Source organism: Burkholderia orbicola, from assembly GCF_900100915.1.
GTDB lineage: Bacteria > Pseudomonadota > Gammaproteobacteria > Burkholderiales > Burkholderiaceae > Burkholderia > Burkholderia orbicola.
Map to the genome: position 1 here is coordinate 1,401,562 of NZ_FNKW01000001.1, position 17,536 is coordinate 1,419,097.

General features: G+C 68.8%; 17 protein-coding genes and 1 riboswitch. Of the genes, 4 read left to right on the forward strand and 13 right to left on the reverse strand.

The window, feature by feature from the left end; all coding sequences use genetic code 11:
• Positions 1-65 precede the first annotated feature (65 nt).
• From BLS50_RS06660 to BLS50_RS06705, 10 genes are all read right to left on the reverse strand, one after another.
• Positions 66-341 (reverse strand): STAS domain-containing protein, encoded by a 276-nt coding sequence (locus BLS50_RS06660; protein ID WP_074801530.1) that lies wholly within the window; start codon positions 339-341, stop codon positions 66-68.
• Positions 338-967 carry an MlaC/ttg2D family ABC transporter substrate-binding protein gene (locus tag BLS50_RS06665; protein WP_027809257.1) on the reverse strand — a complete coding sequence of 210 codons (630 nt, stop codon included), beginning with the start codon at positions 965-967 and terminating at the stop codon, positions 338-340. The genes BLS50_RS06660 and BLS50_RS06665 overlap by 4 nt, the downstream gene beginning before the upstream one ends.
• A gap of 111 nt (positions 968-1,078) precedes the next feature.
• On the reverse strand, positions 1,079-2,047 hold the full coding sequence (locus BLS50_RS06670) for an MlaA family lipoprotein (RefSeq protein WP_074802766.1): 969 nt from the start codon (positions 2,045-2,047) through the stop codon (positions 1,079-1,081).
• Positions 2,048-2,078: 31 nt separating this feature from the next.
• The gene (gene mlaD, locus BLS50_RS06675) at positions 2,079-2,648 is read right to left on the reverse strand and encodes an outer membrane lipid asymmetry maintenance protein MlaD (protein WP_006477136.1); all 570 of its coding nucleotides are present in this window, start codon (positions 2,646-2,648) and stop codon (positions 2,079-2,081) included.
• A gap of 24 nt (positions 2,649-2,672) precedes the next feature.
• A complete protein-coding gene (gene mlaE / locus BLS50_RS06680; RefSeq protein ID WP_006486220.1) occupies positions 2,673-3,440 on the reverse strand; it encodes a lipid asymmetry maintenance ABC transporter permease subunit MlaE in 768 nt (255 codons plus the stop codon).
• Positions 3,437-4,258, reverse strand: coding sequence for an ABC transporter ATP-binding protein (locus tag BLS50_RS06685; protein WP_006477138.1), 822 nt, complete (start codon positions 4,256-4,258; stop codon positions 3,437-3,439). Before BLS50_RS06685 ends, mlaE begins: the two co-directional genes overlap by 4 nt.
• A gap of 84 nt (positions 4,259-4,342) precedes the next feature.
• Positions 4,343-5,470, reverse strand: a complete 1,128-nt coding sequence (gene thiE, locus BLS50_RS06690) for a thiamine phosphate synthase (RefSeq protein ID WP_074801533.1) — start codon at positions 5,468-5,470, stop codon at positions 4,343-4,345.
• Positions 5,467-6,282, reverse strand: a complete 816-nt coding sequence (locus BLS50_RS06695) for a thiazole synthase (RefSeq protein WP_006477140.1) — start codon at positions 6,280-6,282, stop codon at positions 5,467-5,469. The genes thiE and BLS50_RS06695 overlap by 4 nt, the downstream gene beginning before the upstream one ends.
• Positions 6,283-6,320: 38 nt before the next feature.
• Entirely contained in the window at positions 6,321-6,518 is a 198-nt protein-coding gene (gene thiS / locus BLS50_RS06700; protein WP_027809254.1) for a sulfur carrier protein ThiS, read from the reverse strand.
• Between the two features lie 32 nt (positions 6,519-6,550).
• The gene (locus BLS50_RS06705) at positions 6,551-7,687 is read right to left on the reverse strand and encodes an FAD-dependent oxidoreductase (RefSeq protein ID WP_074801536.1); all 1,137 of its coding nucleotides are present in this window, start codon (positions 7,685-7,687) and stop codon (positions 6,551-6,553) included.
• 225 nt (positions 7,688-7,912) lie between these two features.
• Positions 7,913-8,036, reverse strand: a riboswitch (TPP riboswitch).
• Between the two features lie 270 nt (positions 8,037-8,306).
• On the opposite strand from BLS50_RS06705, the gene BLS50_RS06715 reads away from it, so the two are divergent.
• From BLS50_RS06715 to BLS50_RS06730, 4 genes are all read left to right on the forward strand, one after another.
• The gene (locus tag BLS50_RS06715) at positions 8,307-10,076 is read left to right on the forward strand and encodes an ABC transporter ATP-binding protein/permease (protein ID WP_074801539.1); all 1,770 of its coding nucleotides are present in this window, start codon (positions 8,307-8,309) and stop codon (positions 10,074-10,076) included.
• Positions 10,073-10,849, forward strand: coding sequence for an SDR family NAD(P)-dependent oxidoreductase (locus BLS50_RS06720; RefSeq protein WP_074801542.1), 777 nt, complete (start codon positions 10,073-10,075; stop codon positions 10,847-10,849). Before BLS50_RS06715 ends, BLS50_RS06720 begins: the two co-directional genes overlap by 4 nt.
• Positions 10,850-10,977: 128 nt before the next feature.
• Positions 10,978-12,240, forward strand: a complete 1,263-nt coding sequence (locus BLS50_RS06725; protein WP_074801545.1) for an MFS transporter — start codon at positions 10,978-10,980, stop codon at positions 12,238-12,240.
• Positions 12,241-12,265: 25 nt separating this feature from the next.
• Positions 12,266-13,567 (forward strand): D-amino acid dehydrogenase, encoded by a 1,302-nt coding sequence (locus tag BLS50_RS06730; protein WP_027809250.1) that lies wholly within the window; start codon positions 12,266-12,268, stop codon positions 13,565-13,567.
• A 73-nt stretch (positions 13,568-13,640) separates the two neighbouring features.
• On the opposite strand, the gene thpR is transcribed toward BLS50_RS06730, so the two are convergent.
• The 3 genes from thpR to BLS50_RS06745 all read right to left on the reverse strand — a co-directional run bounded on the left by thpR (position 13,641) and on the right by BLS50_RS06745 (position 17,528).
• The gene (thpR, locus tag BLS50_RS06735) at positions 13,641-14,225 is read right to left on the reverse strand and encodes an RNA 2',3'-cyclic phosphodiesterase (RefSeq protein ID WP_074801548.1); all 585 of its coding nucleotides are present in this window, start codon (positions 14,223-14,225) and stop codon (positions 13,641-13,643) included.
• Positions 14,222-15,715: an alanine/glycine:cation symporter family protein gene (locus BLS50_RS06740; RefSeq protein ID WP_074801550.1), complete on the reverse strand. Its 1,494-nt coding sequence runs from the start codon at positions 15,713-15,715 to the stop codon at positions 14,222-14,224. Before BLS50_RS06740 ends, thpR begins: the two co-directional genes overlap by 4 nt.
• A gap of 346 nt (positions 15,716-16,061) precedes the next feature.
• Positions 16,062-17,528 carry a glutamate synthase subunit beta gene (locus BLS50_RS06745; protein WP_074801553.1) on the reverse strand — a complete coding sequence of 489 codons (1,467 nt, stop codon included), beginning with the start codon at positions 17,526-17,528 and terminating at the stop codon, positions 16,062-16,064.
• Between the last annotated feature and the right edge of the window lie 8 nt (positions 17,529-17,536).

Below are 17,536 nucleotides of genomic sequence, written 5' to 3' on the forward strand. Positions count from 1 at the left end.
GCCGACGGCGCGCGGCCTGAAGCGTGCGCGCGCTGGCTGGCGCGGCAGGCTTCGGTCGGACAGGGTCAATGTCGCCCGGTGCCTTCGATGAGTGCGTCGACGCCGTAGGCGCGCGCGAGGCTGGCGAGCTTCGGAGGGAGATTGAGGATGTCGAGGGCTGTGCCGCGCGCTTGGGCGGCACGTTGCCATGCGAGCAGCACGGCGAGCGCGGACGAGTCGAACTGCGTCAGCGCCGCGCAATCGACGGCGGTCGCGCCGGCGCCGATGCGTGCAAGACCGTCCGCAAGCGCGGACTTCGCGCTCGCGACGGTCAGCGAGGAGCCGGCTTCGAAGCCGCTCACGACGCCTGCTTGCCCGCGGCAAGCTCCTGGTTGCGTTGCGTCAGGAACTTGATCAGGCCGTCCACGCCGCTTTGCTGGATCTTCTCGTTGAACTGCTGCTGGTACGTCTGGATCAGCCATGCGCCGAGCACGTTCAGGTCATACACCTTCCAGCCGTTCGCCGTCTTGTACAGGCGGTAGTCGATCTGGACCGGCTGACCGTTGTTCAGCGCGACCGTCTTCACGACGACGTCGGTATCGGCCGGATCGGCGCGGAACGGCGGGTACTGGATCTGCTGGTCCGGCTTCAGCTGCGCGAGCGCGCCCGAATACGTGCGGATCAGCAGCAGCTTGAACTGCTCCTGAACCTGCTGCTGCTGCTCGGCCGTCGCCGTGCGCCAGTTGCGGCCCATCGCGAGCTGCGTGGTGCGGCGGAAATCGGTGTACGGCAGGATGTCCTTGTTGACGATCGAGATGATGCGGTTGGTGTCGCCCTGCTTGATCGTCTGCTGCTTGACTTCGTCGAGCACCTGCTGGGTCGCCGTCTTGATCAGCGCTTGCGGGTTCGACTGGTCGACTTGCGCGTGAGCTGCGCTGCCGAACGAGAACAGCGCCGCGAAAACGGGGATCAGGAACAGTTTTTTCATCATAGTGGCCTGCATGAATGAGTCGATGCGAAGGTTGGAGCAGGTAGCTTACGCGCAAGTTCGCCTACGCTACCGACTGAATCGTTTCCGGCTGTAACGAATGTAAGTCCGTCAGTGCAGCCGGATGCTCGGAAACCGGAACCCGCCCGGCGACGGCGGCGCGACCTGCATCGCCGGCACGTTCGTTTCGCTGGCCGGATTCGGCGCTTCGGCCGCGCCCGAGGCCGGCGCAGCAACCGCCGCGCCCGATGCGGGCGCGGGCGCCGGCGCCGCGCCGCCCACCGCTGCCGCGCCCGCCGTTCCGGCCGCGCCGGCTGCCGCCGGTGCCGCGCCGTCTTCCGGCAGATCGTACTTCGGCAGCGCGTCGTTGCTCGACGTCGCGGCGGCCTCGCCGCGCGCGTTGCTGATCAGCATCTGGCGACGCTGCAGGTACGCGTTGCGCACGAACGAATACTTGTCGAGCGCCGCGGCATCCAGCACGTCGCCTGCGCCGAGCAGGTTCGCGCGCGTGTTGACCAGGTTCACGCCGAACAGGCCCCAGCTCAGGCCGTCCGGCTTCACGTAGGTGAGCGGGTTGCCGACGTAGTCGACGCCAAGGCCGGCCGTGTCGCGCAGCGTGCTCGGGCCGAGCAGCGGCAACACGAGATACGGGCCCGACGGCACGCCGTAGCGGCCCATCGTGATCCCGAAGTCGGCCGTATGTTTCGGCAGCTTCGCGATCGTCGCGACGTCGAACAGGCCGCCGACGCCGAACACCGTGTTGATCACGACGCGCATGATGTCGCCGACGCCGTCCGCGATCCGCAGCTGCACGATGTTGTTCGCCGCGATGTAGACGTCGCCGATGTTCGAGAAGAAGTTCGTCACGCTGTCGCGCACCGGCTGCGGCACCACGTACTGGTAACCCTTCGCGACCGGCTTCAGCGCGTACGTATCGACCGTGTCGTTGAACTTGTACATCGACCGGTTGAAGCCTTCGAGCGGATCGCCCTTGGTCGGCGTCTGCACGGTCGCGCAGCCGCTCAACGCGGCGACTGCCGCCATCGCCAGCGCGGCGTGCCTGATGCGGATCGTGTGCATGGTCATTACCCTCTTGTTTTCTCTCGTGTGGTTATTGAGCCGCCGAGCCGGACGCGCCGGACACCGCCGACGCCGGTACCGCCACCGGGGCCGGCGCGGCCGGAACGGCCGACGCCCCCGCTGCCGGCTTCGCGCCGCCCGCATCGGCGGCCTTGCTGTACAGGAACTGGCCGATCAGGTTCTCGAGCACGATCGCCGACTGCGTCATCGTGATCGTATCGCCGGACTTCAGCATTTCGGTGTCGCCGCCCGGATCGAGGCCGATATATTGCTCGCCGAGCAGGCCCGACGTGAGGATCTTCGCCGACGAATCCTTCGGGAACGGGTACTGGCCGTCGACGTCGATCGTGACGACCGCCTGGTACGTGTTCGGATCGAAGCCGATCGACTTCACGCGGCCGACCACGACGCCCGCGCTCTTCACGGCCGCGCGCGGCTTCAGCCCGCCGATATTGTCGAATTTCATCCTCACCGAGTAGGTCGGCTGAAACGACAGCGAGCTCATGTTGCCGACCTTCAGCGCCAGGAACAGCACCGCAAGGAAGCCCACCACCACGAACAGGCCGACCCAGAAGTCGAGAGCAGTCTTTTTCATCGTCATCCCAAAATTTGGCTTGGCTGAGGCTTAGCTGAACATCAGCGCGGTCAGCAGGAAATCGAGGCCGAGTACGGCGAGCGACGCGAACACGACCGTCTTGGTGGTCGCGCGCGACACGCCTTCGGGCGTGGGCTTCGCTTCATACCCCTGGTACAGCGCAATGAAGGTCACGGCGAAGCCGAACACGATGCTCTTGATCACACCGTTGCCGACGTCGGCCCAGACCTGGACCCCGCCCTGCATCTGCGACCAGAACGCGCCCGGATCGACGCCGATCAGCACGACGCCGACGAAGTAACCGCCGAGCACGCCGACCGCGTTGAAGATCGCGGCCAGGAGCGGCATCGCGATGATGCCCGCCCACATGCGCGGCGCGATCACGTTCTTGATCGGGTCGACCGCCATCATCTCGAGCGCGGTGAGCTGCTCGCCGGCCTTCATCAGGCCGATCTCCGCCGTGAGCGACGTACCCGCGCGGCCCGCGAACAGTAGCGCGGTGACGACCGGCCCGAGCTCGCGCACGAGCGACAGCGCGACCAGCAGGCCGAGCGCCTGCTCGGAACCGTAGCGATTCAGCGTGTAATAGCCCTGCAGGCCGAGCACGAAACCGACGAACAGCCCCGACACCGCAATGATCACGAACGAATAGTTGCCGAGGAAGTGGATCTGCTTCGTGACCAGCCGCGGCCGGCGCAGCAGCGGGAAGAATTCCAGCACGAGGCGCACGAACAGGCGCGTGCCGTAGCCCGCGCGCTCGAGGCCGCCGATGACGTAACGTCCGATCGCGCTGATCATGCGCGCCCTCCGCCGAGCCCGAAATCCGCTGCGAGCGGCGGGCTCGTGTAATGAAATTTGAACGGGCCGTCCGGCGCGCCGTCGATGAACTGCCGCACGCTCGGATCGGTCGACGCGCGCAGCTCGTCGGGCGTGCCCTGCGCGAGCACGCCGCCATTGGCCAGAAAATACACGTAGTCGGCGATCGCGAACGATTCCGGCACGTCGTGCGTGACGAGGATCGACGTCGCGCCGAGCGCCTGGTTCAGCGTGCGGATCAGGTTCGCGGTGATGCCGAGCGAGATCGGATCGAGGCCCGCGAACGGCTCGTCGTACATGATGAGCTGCGGATCGAGCGCGATCGCACGCGCCAGCGCGATGCGGCGCGCCATCCCGCCCGATACTTCGGACGGCATCAGGTCGCGCGCGCCGCGCAGCCCGACCGCGTTGAGCTTCATCAGCACGAGGTCGCGGATCAGGTCTTCGGGCAGGTCGGTATGCTCGCGCAGCGCGAACGCGACGTTCTCGAACACCGACATGTCGGTAAACAGCGCGCCGAACTGGAACAGCATGCCCATCTTGCGGCGCAGCGCGTACAGGCCGTCGCGCGTTTGCGCGCCGACATCGGCGCCGTCGAACAGCACCTGGCCGCGGCGCGCACGCACGAGGCCGCCGATCAGGCGCAGCACGGTGGTCTTGCCGCAACCCGAGCCGCCCATGACCGCGACGACCTGCCCGCGCCCGAAGCGCAGGTTCAGGTTGGACAGGACGAGGCGGTCGCCGTAGCCAAAGTCGACGTCGCGAAGTTCCAGCAGGGTCTCGGTAGGAGTGGGGCTCACGGAGCTGACAGTCCTTTTACGCAGAACGCCGAATTATAGGGCCTGCATTGGAATGATGTCGTGACGCCGTTCCGGGCCCTGCGGTCAATGATTGTCAAATTGTCCGGTAAAGCACTGCTGCAGTGCAATAAGCGCCGTCCGATAGTCGGCCGCGCCCGTGACCGCGCTGACCACCGCGACGCTGCCCACGCCCGTCGCCAGCACCGCCGGCAGCGTGTCGAGCCCCACCCCGCCGATCGCGACGAGCGGCGCGCGCGCGCCGGCGAAGCGCGCGTAGCGGGCAATCCGCGCGAGCCCCTGTGGCGGCGCGGCAACGGCCTTGGTGGCGGTCGCGTACACGGGGCCGAGCGCGAGGTAGCTCGGCCGCTCGTGCAGCGCCCGCAACATCTCGTAATAGCCGTGACTCGAAAGTCCGAGCCGCAGGCCCGCGCGCGCGATCGCGGCCAGATCGGCCGTTTCGAGGTCTTCCTGACCGAGATGTACGCCGTACGCGCCTGCTTCTGCGGCGATCTCCCAGTGATCGTTGATGAACACGCGCGCATCGGGATAGCGGCGCCCGGCCGCGACCGCGCGCGCGATTTCTTGACGCAGTGTGTCCGGCGTCGCCTCTTTCACGCGCAATTGCACGGTTCGCGCGCCGCCGTCGAGCACGCGCTCGACCCATTCGGCGCTCGGCACGACCGGATAGAGGCCGAGCCGCGCGGGGCACGGCGGGAACGCCGGCTCCGGCGCGGGCGGCAGCCCGGCCACCCGCGGGAATCGCGCGGCATCGACCGGCCATGCGTCGGCGGCGCGCGTCTCGTCGCCGTCGCGCCACGCCAGCGAGAGCACCAGCGCGTCGACCGGCGCGAAGCCGCAATCGAGGAACGCGGCGAGCGCCGCGATCCAGTCGTCCCCGAGCGGATGCGCGGCGTCGAGCGCGTAACGCACGCCCGCCGCATGCAGCACGGCGCCCTGCTCGTCGAATTCGATCGCCACCGCATCGGGCGACGCAGGCCGCGACACGGCCGATGCGCGTGCCTGCGCGGCACGGTCGCCCGCCGACACGATCAGCACGTCGCCGTCGGCCGGCACGTCGGGCGCCGCCACGCAGAGCCGCCACGGCGCCGCGCCGGCCGGCCAGTCGCCGAGCCGCGCGCGAATCCGCTCGGCCGCTTCGGCCAGCTCGTCGGCCGGCGGCCAGAACGCATCGGCGAAGCGCGCCGCGCTCATGCGCCGCCTCCGTCCTGGTGCCAGAACGGCATCCCGACGACCGGCGTGCTCGCATGCGCGGTGTCGCGCGCGTCCATCGGACCGGCGAGATATGCGGCGCGGCCCGCCTCGACGCCCTGCGCGAACGCCCTTGCCATGATTTCCGGGTGCGTGGCCTGCGACACCGCCGTATTCAGCAGCACGCCGTCGAAGCCCCACTCCATCACCTGGCACGCGTGCGACGGCACGCCGAGCCCCGCGTCGACGATCAGCGGCACGTCCGGCAGCCGTTCGCGCAGCACGCGCAGCCCGTACGGATTCACGACGCCCTTGCCGGTGCCGATCGGCGCGCCCCACGGCATCAGCGCCTCGCAGCCGGCGTCGAGCAGGCGCCGGCCGATCACGAGATCCTCGGTGCAGTACGGCAGCACCTTGAAGCCGTCCTTGACCAGTTGCGCGGCCGCTTCGATCAACCCGACCGGGTCGGGCTGCAGCGTGTAGTCGTCGCCGATCAGTTCGAGCTTGATCCAGTCGGTGTCGAAGACCTCGCGCGCCATGTGCGCGGTCGTCACGGCTTCGGCGACGGTCTGGCAACCGGCCGTGTTCGGCAGCAACGGCACCGCGTGGCGCTTGAGCAGGTCGAAGAAGCCGGCTTCGGCCGTGCCGCCCGTCATCTGCCGGCGCAGCGCGACCGTCACCATCCCGGGGCGCGACGCGGCGATCGAATCGGACAGCGATTGCAGCGACGGATAGCGTGACGTGCCGAGCAGCACGCGGCTTGCGAAGGTTTCACCGTACAGCGTCAGCGCGTCGGCGGAGGGGTGGGACGTCATGTCGTTTTCCTGGAAGAGCGGGGACGAACCGGCGGCGCTCAGCCGCCCGCGACGGGGTGCACGACGTCGAGCCGGTCGCCCGCCGCGAGCGCGCGCGCCGCATGCTGCGTGCGCGCGACGAAGTTGCCGTTCAGCGCCACCGCGTACGGCGGACGCGCGCCGTACGCGGCCAGCGCGTCGGCCACGGTCGCGTCATCGGGCAACGTCAGGGTCTGTTGATTGATCTGGATATCCATGAGGCTCGGTCGGATTCGGTCGGCTGCGCGCGTCAGGCCGGCTGGCGCGCGTCGTTGCGGTGATGAAGCAGCGTCGGCCAGCGGGCGGCGTCGCGCCATGCGGCGAACGCGTCGGCATCGCCGAGTGCGCCGCCGAGCGCGGCCTGCGCGAACACGACGGCCGCCTGCGCGACTTCCGGCGCGATCATGAAGCCGTGCCGGTACAGGCCGTTGACCGCGAGCGTCGACGCGCCGTCCCAGATCACCGCCGGGCGGTGATCGGGCAGCGTCGGCCGGCACTGCGCGTTGAGTTCGAGGATGCGCGCCTCGCCGAACGCCGGATGCACGGAAAACGCCGCGCTCAGCAGCTCGAGCGCCGAACGCACGCTGACGGGCGACATGTCCTCGCCCTCCACCTCGGTCGCGCCGATCACATAGAGATCGTCCTGCTTCGGCGCGATGTACAGCGGGTAGCGCGGATGCAGCAGCCGCACGGGCCGGGTGAGCCCGATGCCGGGCGCATGCACGCGCGCGACTTCGCCGCGAATGCCGCGCAGCGCGGGCAGCGCGGATTTCGCGCCGAGCCCGCGGCAATCGATCGTGAAATGCGCGGCCGGCAGATTCGCGTCGTCGACCGACGCATGCCAGTGCAGCGCGACGCCGCGTTCGGCCAGGCCCGCCGCGAGCGCGCGCAGCGCCTGGCGGTTGTCGAGCTGCCCTTCGCGCGGCAACATCAGCCCGCGCGCGAAGCGGCCCGCGAGCACGGGTTCTGCGGCATCGATCTGCGCACCGGCGAGCGTCACGAAGCCGCCGTCGAGCAGCTCGGCCGGCGCGTTCGCGCGCACGCGCCGCTCGAACAGCGGCGCCTCCGCGCGATCCGCGTGATGCCAGACGACGAGCGTGCCGTGCTGCTGGAAGAAGACGGGTTCGGGCAGTTCCGCGAGCCACTGCGGCCAGCGCGCGAGCGACGCGGCGCCCAGCTCGGTAATCAGCAGTTCCGCGCTGGCCGCTTCCGCGAGCGGCGCGAGCATCGCGGCCGCGACCCACGCGGCCGACTGCTCGCCGTCCGGGCCGCCGCGCTCGTAGAGCGCGACGCGATGCCCGTCGCCCGCGAGCCGCCACGCGATCAGGCGGCCGACGAGGCCGCCGCCGAGCACCGCGAAATCGGGTCGTGTATCCCGGACGTTCATCGCGCGCCCTCCGCGCGGTCACGCGCGACGAATGTCGACGCACACGCGCCGCCGCCTGCGAACGCACGCGACATCGGGGCGGAAGCCCTGCAAAAGACTGAAGATTGTGCGGCCATCATTCCTTCCGTAACGCGCAATGCGCGTACCCAAAAGGACGAAACCGGCAGCAAAGGCCGGCCGGGCGGGACTCGGGCGCTGACCATGTGGGATGGCGGCCAGCGCGGCCCGGCGGGATCAGAAACTTCCCTCGCCGGTATTACCCGGATCGGGTGCGAAGGGTCTTTCTCAGCCTCGCCGCGCTGCCCGGAACATCTGCCGGCCGCGCCACGAAGCACCCCTGTTTCGTCGTCGGCCATTAGACCATAAAAGCGGAAAGCGCCGCAAACTGTCCCCCTAGCGGCAAATTCGCCGGCGTGCCGCGCCGCTCTGGCACAATGCCCGCAGGCCGGCCGCGCGAGCGGCCGGTTGCCGCGTCACCGCCGGTTTTTAAGTGCCGTTTAAGACGCACGGGCGACCATCCGGACGCCCGCCGTCAGTCGGCGCCGCGCCCCGGCATGCCGTATCGCGGCGCGCGCCCGGTTTCGCCCGGCCCGCGCGCCGGCTCATCATCAGGAAGCACATGACCCAATCGATCGATCCCGTCCGCTCCGCACCCGACGCGCCGCAGGACGAGCGCCCGGTATCCGCATGGAGCCTCATCAAGCCCTACTGGGTATCGTCCGAATGGAAAATCGCGTGGGGCCTGCTGGTCACGATCATCGCGATCAACCTCTGCGTGGTCTGGATCAACGTCCGGCTGAACAAGTGGAACGCGCAGTTCTACAACGCGCTGCAGTCGAAGGACGTCCACGACTTCCCGAACCTGCTGATGCAGTTCTCCGCGCTCGCCTTCGCGTTCATCATCCTCGCCGTGTACGGCCGCTACCTGCGGCAGATGCTCGGCTTCCGCTGGCGCCAGTGGCTCACCGACCGCTTCCTCGGCCAGTGGCTCGGCGATCGCGCGTTCTACCGGATCGAACGTGACCGCCTCGCCGACAACCCCGACCAGCGGATCACCGACGACCTCCAGTCGTTCGCGACCACGACGCTCGCGCTGTCGCTCGACCTGCTGTCGACGGTCGTCACGCTCGTGTCGTTCATCACGATCCTGTGGTCGCTCGCCGGCGCGCTGACGTTCACGCTCGGCGCGACGCCGATCGCGATTCCCGGCTACATGGTGTGGGCGGCCGCGCTGTACGCGGTGGTCGGCTCGCTGATCATCCAGAAGGTCGGCCATCCGCTCGTGTCGATCAACTACCAGCAGCAGCGCGTCGAGGCCGATTTCCGCTTCGGGCTGATCCGCGTGCGCGAGAACGCCGAGCAGATCGCGTTCTACGACGGCGAGAAGACCGAGGCCGGCAACGCGCAGACCCTCTTCACGCGCATCCGCGACAACTGGTGGCGCGTGATGAAGTACACGAAGCGGCTCACGTTCGTGCTGAGCTTCTACGGGCAGATCGCGATCATCTTCCCGCTCGTCGTCGCGGCGCCGCGCTACTTTGCCGGTGCGTTCTCGTTCGGCGTGCTGATGCAGATCTCGTCCGCGTTCGGCACCGTCAGCGACTCGTTCTCGTGGTTCATCAACAGCTACTCGACCCTCGTCGAATGGCGCGCCACCGTCAACCGTCTGCGCGAATTCAAGCGTGTGATGGGCACGTCGCACCTGAAGGAAAGCCTGTCGCCCGCGACCGAGCACGGCGGCATCAACCTGCACTACATCGACGCCGCGAAACTGTCGACGTCGTCGCTCAAGCTCGCGCTGCCGAACGGCAACGCGCTCGCGAACATCGGCGACGTCACGATCGAGCCCGGCTCGCGCTGGCTCGTGATCGGCAAGTCGGGTTCCGGCAAGAGCACGTTCATGCGCGCGCTCGCGGGCCTGTGGCCGTTCGGCGACGGCGCGATCGACGCGCCGGTCGGCGCGCGGATGATGTTCGTGCCGCAAACCAGCTATTTGCCGATCGGCACGCTCAAGGCCGCGCTTACCTACCCGGCGACGCCCGACACCTTCAGCGACGAAGCGTGCCGCGATGCGCTGCGCGCGTGCCGCCTCGAGGACTACGTCGAGCGCCTCGACGAAACCGCGCACTGGACCCGCGTGCTGTCGCCGGGCGAGCAGCAGCGTCTGGCCGGCGCCCGCGTGCTCCTGCACAAGCCCGACTTCCTGTTCCTCGACGAAGCGACCAGCGCGCTCGACGCGGATAACGAAGCCCGCCTCTATCACCTGTTCGCCGAACGACTGCCGAAGGCTGCGATCGTCAGCATCGCGCACCGCGAGTCGCTGGCCGCGTTCCACGTCGGCACGATCAACGTCGAGCGCGTGAGCAGCGACGACAAGGTCGCCGCGTGAACGCACGCGCCGCGCACCTCGAACGCATCGCGCTGATCACCGGCGCAGGCTCGGGGATCGGCGCGGCGCTCGCGCGGCGGCTCGCGGCGCCCGGCATCGCGCTGGCGCTGCATGCGCGCGGCGCGGACGAGACGGCGCGGGCGCGGCTCGCCGACGTCGCCTATGCGTGCACGACGGCCGGCGCCGAGTGCATCACGCTGACCGGCGATCTCGGCGAACCGGGTATCGCCGCCGCACTGGTCGATAGCACCGCGACGCGCTTCGGCGGGCTCGACCAGCTCGTCGCGAACGCCGGCTTCGCCGCGCGGCAATCCATTTCCGAGCTCTCCGCGAACGCACTCGCGTCCGCCTTCGCGACGATGCCCGGGGCGTTCTCCGCGCTCGCGGGCCGTGCGCGGCCGCTGCTCGAAACGTCGGCCACGCCGCGGATCGTCGCGGTCAGTTCGTTCGTCGCGCACCGCTACCGCGCCGATGCACCGTTCGCGGCGACCGCCGCCGCGAAGGCCGCGCTCGAATCGCTGGTGCGTAGCGCGGCCGCCGAATTCGCCGCGCACGGCATCACCGTCAATGCGGTCGCGCCGGGCTTCACGCGCAAGGACCACGGGCCGAGCGCCGGCAACGCCGCCGCATGGGCGCAGGCCGAACAGGCGACACCGCTCGGCCGCATCGCGGAACCCGACGACGTCGCCGCGCTGATCGCGTTCCTGCTGTCGGACGCGGCGCGGCAGATCACCGGCCAGGTCATCCACGTCGATGGCGGCCTGACGCTCTGACGCGTCTTCCCTCCTGCCTGCTTTTCATCACGAACCTGCATCCGCCTTTTTGGCATGCCGGATCGCGCCCGTAAAATAACCGCGACGCGACAGCGCGGGACGAGACAAGACGAGAGGGGGCGGCAAGCATGCAGGCATTCCAGTGGTTCAACGAATTGTCGACGCGCGAGCGCCGGACGCTGTACGCCGGATTCGGCGGCTATGCGGTCGATGCGTTCGACTTCATGATCTATTCGTTCCTGATCCCGACGCTGATCGCCACCTGGGGCATGACGAAGAGCGAGGCCGGGATGATCGCGACCAGTTCGCTGATCTCGTCGGCGATCGGCGGCTGGGTCGCCGGCATCCTCGCCGATCGCTATGGCCGCGTGCGCGTGCTGCAGTGGACGATCGCGACGTTCGCGCTGTTCACGTGCCTGTCCGGCTTCACGCATTCGTTCTGGCAGCTCCTTGCGGCGCGCACGCTGCAGGGTTTCGGCTTCGGCGGCGAATGGTCGGTCGTGACGATCATGATGGCCGAGACGATCCGCTCGCCCGAGCATCGCGCGAAGGCCGTGGGCACCGTGCAGAGCAGCTGGTCGTTCGGCTGGGGCGCGGCCGCGATCCTCTACTGGGCGTTCTTCGCGCTGCTGCCGGAGCAGGTCGCGTGGCGCGCGTGCTTCTGGATCGGCATCGTGCCCGCCCTGTGGATTCTCTATATCCGCCGCAACGTCAGCGATCCGGACATCTATACGGCCACGCGCCGTGCCCGCGACGAAGGCCGCGTATCGGGCCACTTCCTCGAGATCTTCTCGCCGCCGCACCTGCGCGCGACGCTGTTCGGCAGCGCGCTGTGCACCGGCATGCTCGGCGGCTACTACGCGATCACGACGTGGCTGCCCACCTATCTCAAAACCGTGCGCCACCTGTCGGTGTTCAACACGAGCGGCTATCTGGTCGTGCTGATCGTCGGCTCGTTCGTCGGCTACGTGGTCGGCGCGATCCTGTCCGACCGGCTCGGCCGCCGCGCATCGTTCATCCTGTTCGCCGTCGGCTCGTTCTCGCTCGGCATGGCGTACACGATGCTGCCGATCACCGATACCGCGATGCTGCTGCTCGGCTTCCCGCTCGGCATCGTCGTGCAGGGCATCTTCGCGGGCGTCGGCGCGTATCTGTCGGAGCTGTATCCGGGCGCGATCCGCGGCTCGGGCCAAGGCTTCTGCTACAACCTCGGGCGCGGGCTCGGTTCGTTCTTTCCGATCCTCGTCGGCGCGCTGTCGCAATCGATGTCGCTCGTGAAGGCGATCGGCCTCGTCGCGGGCGGCGGCTATCTGCTGGTGATCGTCGCGGCGCTCGTGCTGCCGGAAACGCGCGGCAAGTCGCTCGTCGACGATCCGGCCGTCGCGTCGTGAGCCACCGCTTCGTTCCGGACACCGCATGCACGTGATCGTTCTCGGCGCCGGCGTGATCGGCGTCACCACCGCCTGGCACCTGCGCGAAGCAGGCTGCGACGTCACCGTGATCGAACGCGAGGCCGATGTCGCGCAGGCGACGAGCCTCGGCAATGCGGGCGTGATCGCGCCGGGCTACGTGACGCCGTGGGCCGCGCCCGGGATGCCCGGCAAGATCCTCAAATACCTGTTCAAGCCCGCGTCGCCGCTGATCTTCCGGCCGGCGCTCGACGCCGCGCAGTGGCGCTGGATCGCGCGCTGGCTGCGCGAATGCGAATTCGAGCGGTTTCGCGTGAACAAGCAGCGGATGCAGCGCATCGCGTATTACAGCCGCGCGTGCCTGCATGCGTTTCGCGAGCGTTATCCCTTCGACTACGGCGCGAGCCGCGGCTACCTGCAACTGCTGCGCGGCGCGTTCGACGTCGACATGGTGCAGCCCGCGCTGAAGGTGCTGCGCGATGCCGGCATCGCGTTTCGCGAACTCGACGCGGCCGGCTGCACCGCGATCGAACCGGGCCTGCGCTGGGCACGGCAAGCGCCCGTCGGCGGCATCTATCTGCCCGACGACGAAGCCGGCGACTGCGCGCGCTTCACCCGCGAACTGCGGGCGCTGTGCGAAGCGAACGGCGTGGCATTCCGCTTCAACACCGAACTGCGCGCACTCGATGTCGCGGGCGGAAAAGCGCGCGGCGTCCACGTCGTCGCCGCGGGCGGAAACCACGAAGGCAACGGTAGCGGCGGCGCGCGACACGGCACGACACTCGCCGCCGACGCGATCGTCGTCGCGCTCGGCGTCGACAGCGCCGGCCTGTTGCGACCGTACGGCATCGACGTGCCGCTGTATCCGGTGAAGGGCTACTCGGCCACGCTCGCGGTCGTCGACGACGAAAAGGCGCCCTGCGCCGCGCTGATGGACGAATCGCTGAAGACCGCGATCACGCGCTTCGGCCCGACGCTGCGCGTCGCCGGCACCGCGGAGCTCGGCAATCGCCACGCGGCGCTGCGGCAGCAGGCGCTCGACACGCTGATGAAGGTGCTCGACGACTGGTTTCCGCACGCGGCCGATCGCGCGTCGGCGCGCTTCTGGGTCGGCCGCCGGCCGATGACGCCAGACGGGCCGCCGCTGCTCGGCGCGAGCGGGATCGACGGCCTCTGGCTCAACGTCGGCCACGGCTCGACGGGCTGGGCGATGTCGATGGGTTCGGGAAAGGTGGTCGCGGATCTCGTCACCGGACGCACGCCGGAGATCGATCTGGCGGGGTTGACGCTCGCGCGGTACGGCAGGTAGGCGTGTTCGCGCCAATCACGACGAGCGACGCCGCCATGCGGGCGGGAAGGCACGTTGCACTAGCTGGAAAAATTCATTCGTGGGGCCGCTCCTCAGCGCCGACGCTGTCGTCCGCGCGTGCAATCGGCGCCGACACGATCGGCCGATGCGACACGCCCTCCTGCGACAGCCGGCTTTCGAACAGCGTCAGCGCTTCGACGCGCACCTCGACGGGCCGCCCCGGCGCGCCGCCGTGCGCGGGCTGGCCGATCGCATCGTGCGGCAGCCGCGCGAGCGTCACGTGCGGCCGGAACGGCCGCCGGTCGGCCGGCACGCCGAGTTCGCGCAGCAGCGCCGCCAGCCCCGCATTCAGCGCGACGCAGGCGGCATCGGCCGCGAGTTCCGCGACGATCAGCCGCGCACGCGGCAGGCTCGGCCACCACGCGATCCGCTCGACCGGCAACGACGGCAACGCATGCGCGGCCGCGAGCGCGGGCAGGTGCGCGGCCAGCGCGTCGCACCGCTCCCGCTCGATTGCGCCGATGAACGCGAGCGTCATGTGCAGTTGCGCGGGCGGCATGCGCCGCGCGCCACGGGTGACCGGCAACGCGTGCAGCGCGTCGCGCGATGCCGCATCGGGCATCAGCGCGACGAACGCACGGAGCCGGTCGCCGTTCATGATTCGCTCACGGCGGCCCGCGGCGCATTCGGCGCGTCGGCGGAAGCAACCGGGCGCTGCGGCAGCGGGCCATGCTCGCCCCACACGTCGGCCGGCAGCACGCGTGCGAGTTCGGGGATCGTGTTGCGCGTGAACACCGGATCGGCGACGCCGGCCGCGCGCTGGCGGCGATAGTCGGCCCAGGCGGCGTGCGCGTACTTGCCGAGCGCGAGGATCGCGATCAGGTTGATGATCGCCATCAGCCCCATGCTCGTATCGGCCATCGCCCACACGAGCGGCAGTTGCCCGACACTGCCGAACATCACCATGCCGAGCACGGCGATGCGGAACAGCGGCAACACGCCGCGCCGCTTCGTGATGAATTCGACGTTGCCTTCCGCATACGCGTAGTTGCCGATCACCGACGAGAACGCGAGGAAGAAGATCGCGACGGCCATGTAGATGCCGCCCCAGTCGCCGACGTGGCTCGAAATCGCGCGCTGCGTGAGCGCCGCGCCCTCCATCCCGGTGCCGAGTTCGTACTGGCCCGACAGCAGGATCACGAACGCGGTCGCGCTGCAGATCACGATCGTGTCGACGAACACGCCGAGCATCTGGATCAGCCCCTGCGTGACGGGGTGGCGCGTGCTGGCGGTCGCGGCTGCGTTCGGCGCGCTACCCATGCCGGCCTCGTTCGAGAACAGCCCGCGCTTCACGCCGATCGCGATCGCCTGGCTGACCGCATAGCCGGTCAGGCCGCCGGCCGCCTGCTCGAGGCCGAACGCGCTCTTCACGATCAACGCGATCACGCCGGGCACCAGCGTGATGTGCGTCGCGACCGCGTAGACCGCGAGCGCGAGGTAGCCGATCGCCATCAGCGGCACGATCACCTGTGCGACCGTCGCGATGCGGCGGATGCCGCCGAAGATGATCGGCGCGGACAGCAGCACGAGACCGAAGCCAACCGTCTCGCGACGCCAGCCGAACGACGTATGGAACGCATCGGCGATCGCGTTGGCCTGCACCGCGTTGAACACGAAGCCGAACGCGAGGATCAGCGACAGCGAGAACAGCACGCCGAAGCCGCGCGAGCGCAGCCCCGTCTGGATGTAGTACGCGGGGCCGCCGCGATAGCTGCCGTCCGGGTGCGACACCTTGAAGATCTGCGCGAGCGTCGCCTCGACGAACGCGGACGACATCCCGACGAGCGCGGTCATCCACATCCAGAAGATCGCGCCCGGCCCGCCGACCGTCAGCGCCACCGCGACGCCGGCGATGTTGCCGGTGCCGACGCGGCTCGCGAGCCCGGTCGCGAACGCCTGGAACGACGAGATGCTGCCCGGCTCGCCCTTGCTGCCGACCAGCTTCATGCTGAGGAACAGCGCCTTCAGCTGGATCATCCGGAACCGCAACGTGAACCACGCGCCGGCGCCCAGCAGCAGCGCGATCAGCACGTAGTTCCACAGCACGCCGTTGACGGCTTCGATCAGCCCTTGCACGAATGCTTCCATCCAGAGTCCTTGTAAATAACGTCAGTCATGTGCGGCGACCGCGAATGCGGCCCGAGGGGCGACATGATATGACAGTTCTCAAGGATCATTACAAAACGAAAGGATTTGAGATGACGAAAAATCGACGCCGGATGTCATCAGGTTAGACGACGCTTCGCGAAAATGCGGGAGCGATGATGGCGCCCCGGCCCACCGGCTCGCGCCCGCGCGGCAGGAACGCCGGACGCCGCTCGGCTCATCCGGGCCGACGCTGATGCAACGACATCGATCGCGCGCCCAGCCATAAAAAAACCGGGCGCCCTTTCGGACGCCCGGCTTCCATCGAAACCCGCTCGCGCGCTTCAGCTCAGCGCGGCAGTTCCGAATGCCCCATCAGGTACGCATCGACCGAGCGCGCGCACTGGCGGCCTTCGCGGATCGCCCACACCACGAGCGACTGGCCGCGACGCATGTCGCCTGCCGCGAACACCTTGTCGACCGACGTGTAGTACGAACGATCGCCTTCGGTCGCCGCACGCGCATTGCCGCGCGCATCCTTCGCGACGCCGAACGCGTCGAGCACCGGCGCGGCCGGCTGCGTGAAGCCCATCGCGAGCAGCACGAGATCGGCCTTCATCTCGAACTCGGAACCCGGCACTTCCTGCATCTTGCCGTCCTTCCACTCGACGCGCACCGCGATCAGCTTCTCGACCTTGCCGTTCTTGCCTTCGAGACGCTTCGTCGCGACCGCCCAGTCACGCTCGCAGCCCTCGTCGTGCGACGACGACGTGCGCAGCTTGATCGGCCAGTACGGCCACACGAGCGGCTTGTTTTCCTCTTCCGGCGGCTGCGGCAGCAGCTCGAACTGCGTGACGTGCTTCGCGCCGTGACGGTTCGACGTGCCGACGCAGTCCGAACCCGTATCGCCGCCGCCGATCACGATCACGTGCTTGCCCTTCGCGAGCAGCTGGTCGGCCAGCTTGTCGCCCGCGTTCACGCGGTTCTGCTGCGGCAGGAAGTCCATCGCGAAATGGACGCCCGCGAGCTCGCGGCCCGGCACCGGCAGGTCGCGCGGCGTTTCCGAACCGCCGGCGATCACGACCGCGTCGAATTCTTCCTTCAGCGTGTCCGGCGAAATGGTTTCCTTCGCGAGGCTGCCGATCGACTCCGGCAGCGGCTCCTTGCCGATGAACACGCTGGTGCGGAACGTCACGCCTTCCGCTTCCATCTGACGCATGCGGCGGTCGATCAGCCACTTCTCGAGCTTGAAGTCGGGAATCCCGTACCGCAGCAGGCCGCCGATGCGGTCGTTCTTCTCGAACACCGTCACGTCGTGGCCCGCCCGCGCGAGCTGCTGCGCGGCGGCGAGGCCCGCGGGGCCCGAACCGACGACCGCGACCTTCTTGCCCGTCTTGTGTTCGGCCGGCAGCGGCTTGACCCAACCTTCGCCCCAAGCCTTGTCGATGATCGCGTGCTCGATCGACTTGATGCCGACCGGGTCGTCGTTGATCCCGAGCGTGCACGCCGCTTCGCACGGCGCCGGGCAGATGCGGCCCGTGAATTCCGGGAAGTTGTTGGTCGAGTGCAGGACTTCGATCGCCTGCTGCCAGTCCTGGCGGTAAACGAGATCGTTGAAGTCCGGGATGATGTTGTTGACCGGGCAGCCGTTGTTGCAGAACGGGATGCCGCAATCCATGCAGCGCGCGCCCTGGATCTTCGCGTCCGCGTCGGTCAGTGCCGCGACGAATTCCTTGTAGTGCTTCACGCGCGTGAGCGGTGCTTCGTACGCCTCGTGGCGGCGTTCGAACTCCAGAAAACCGGTTGCCTTGCCCATAAGGTGCT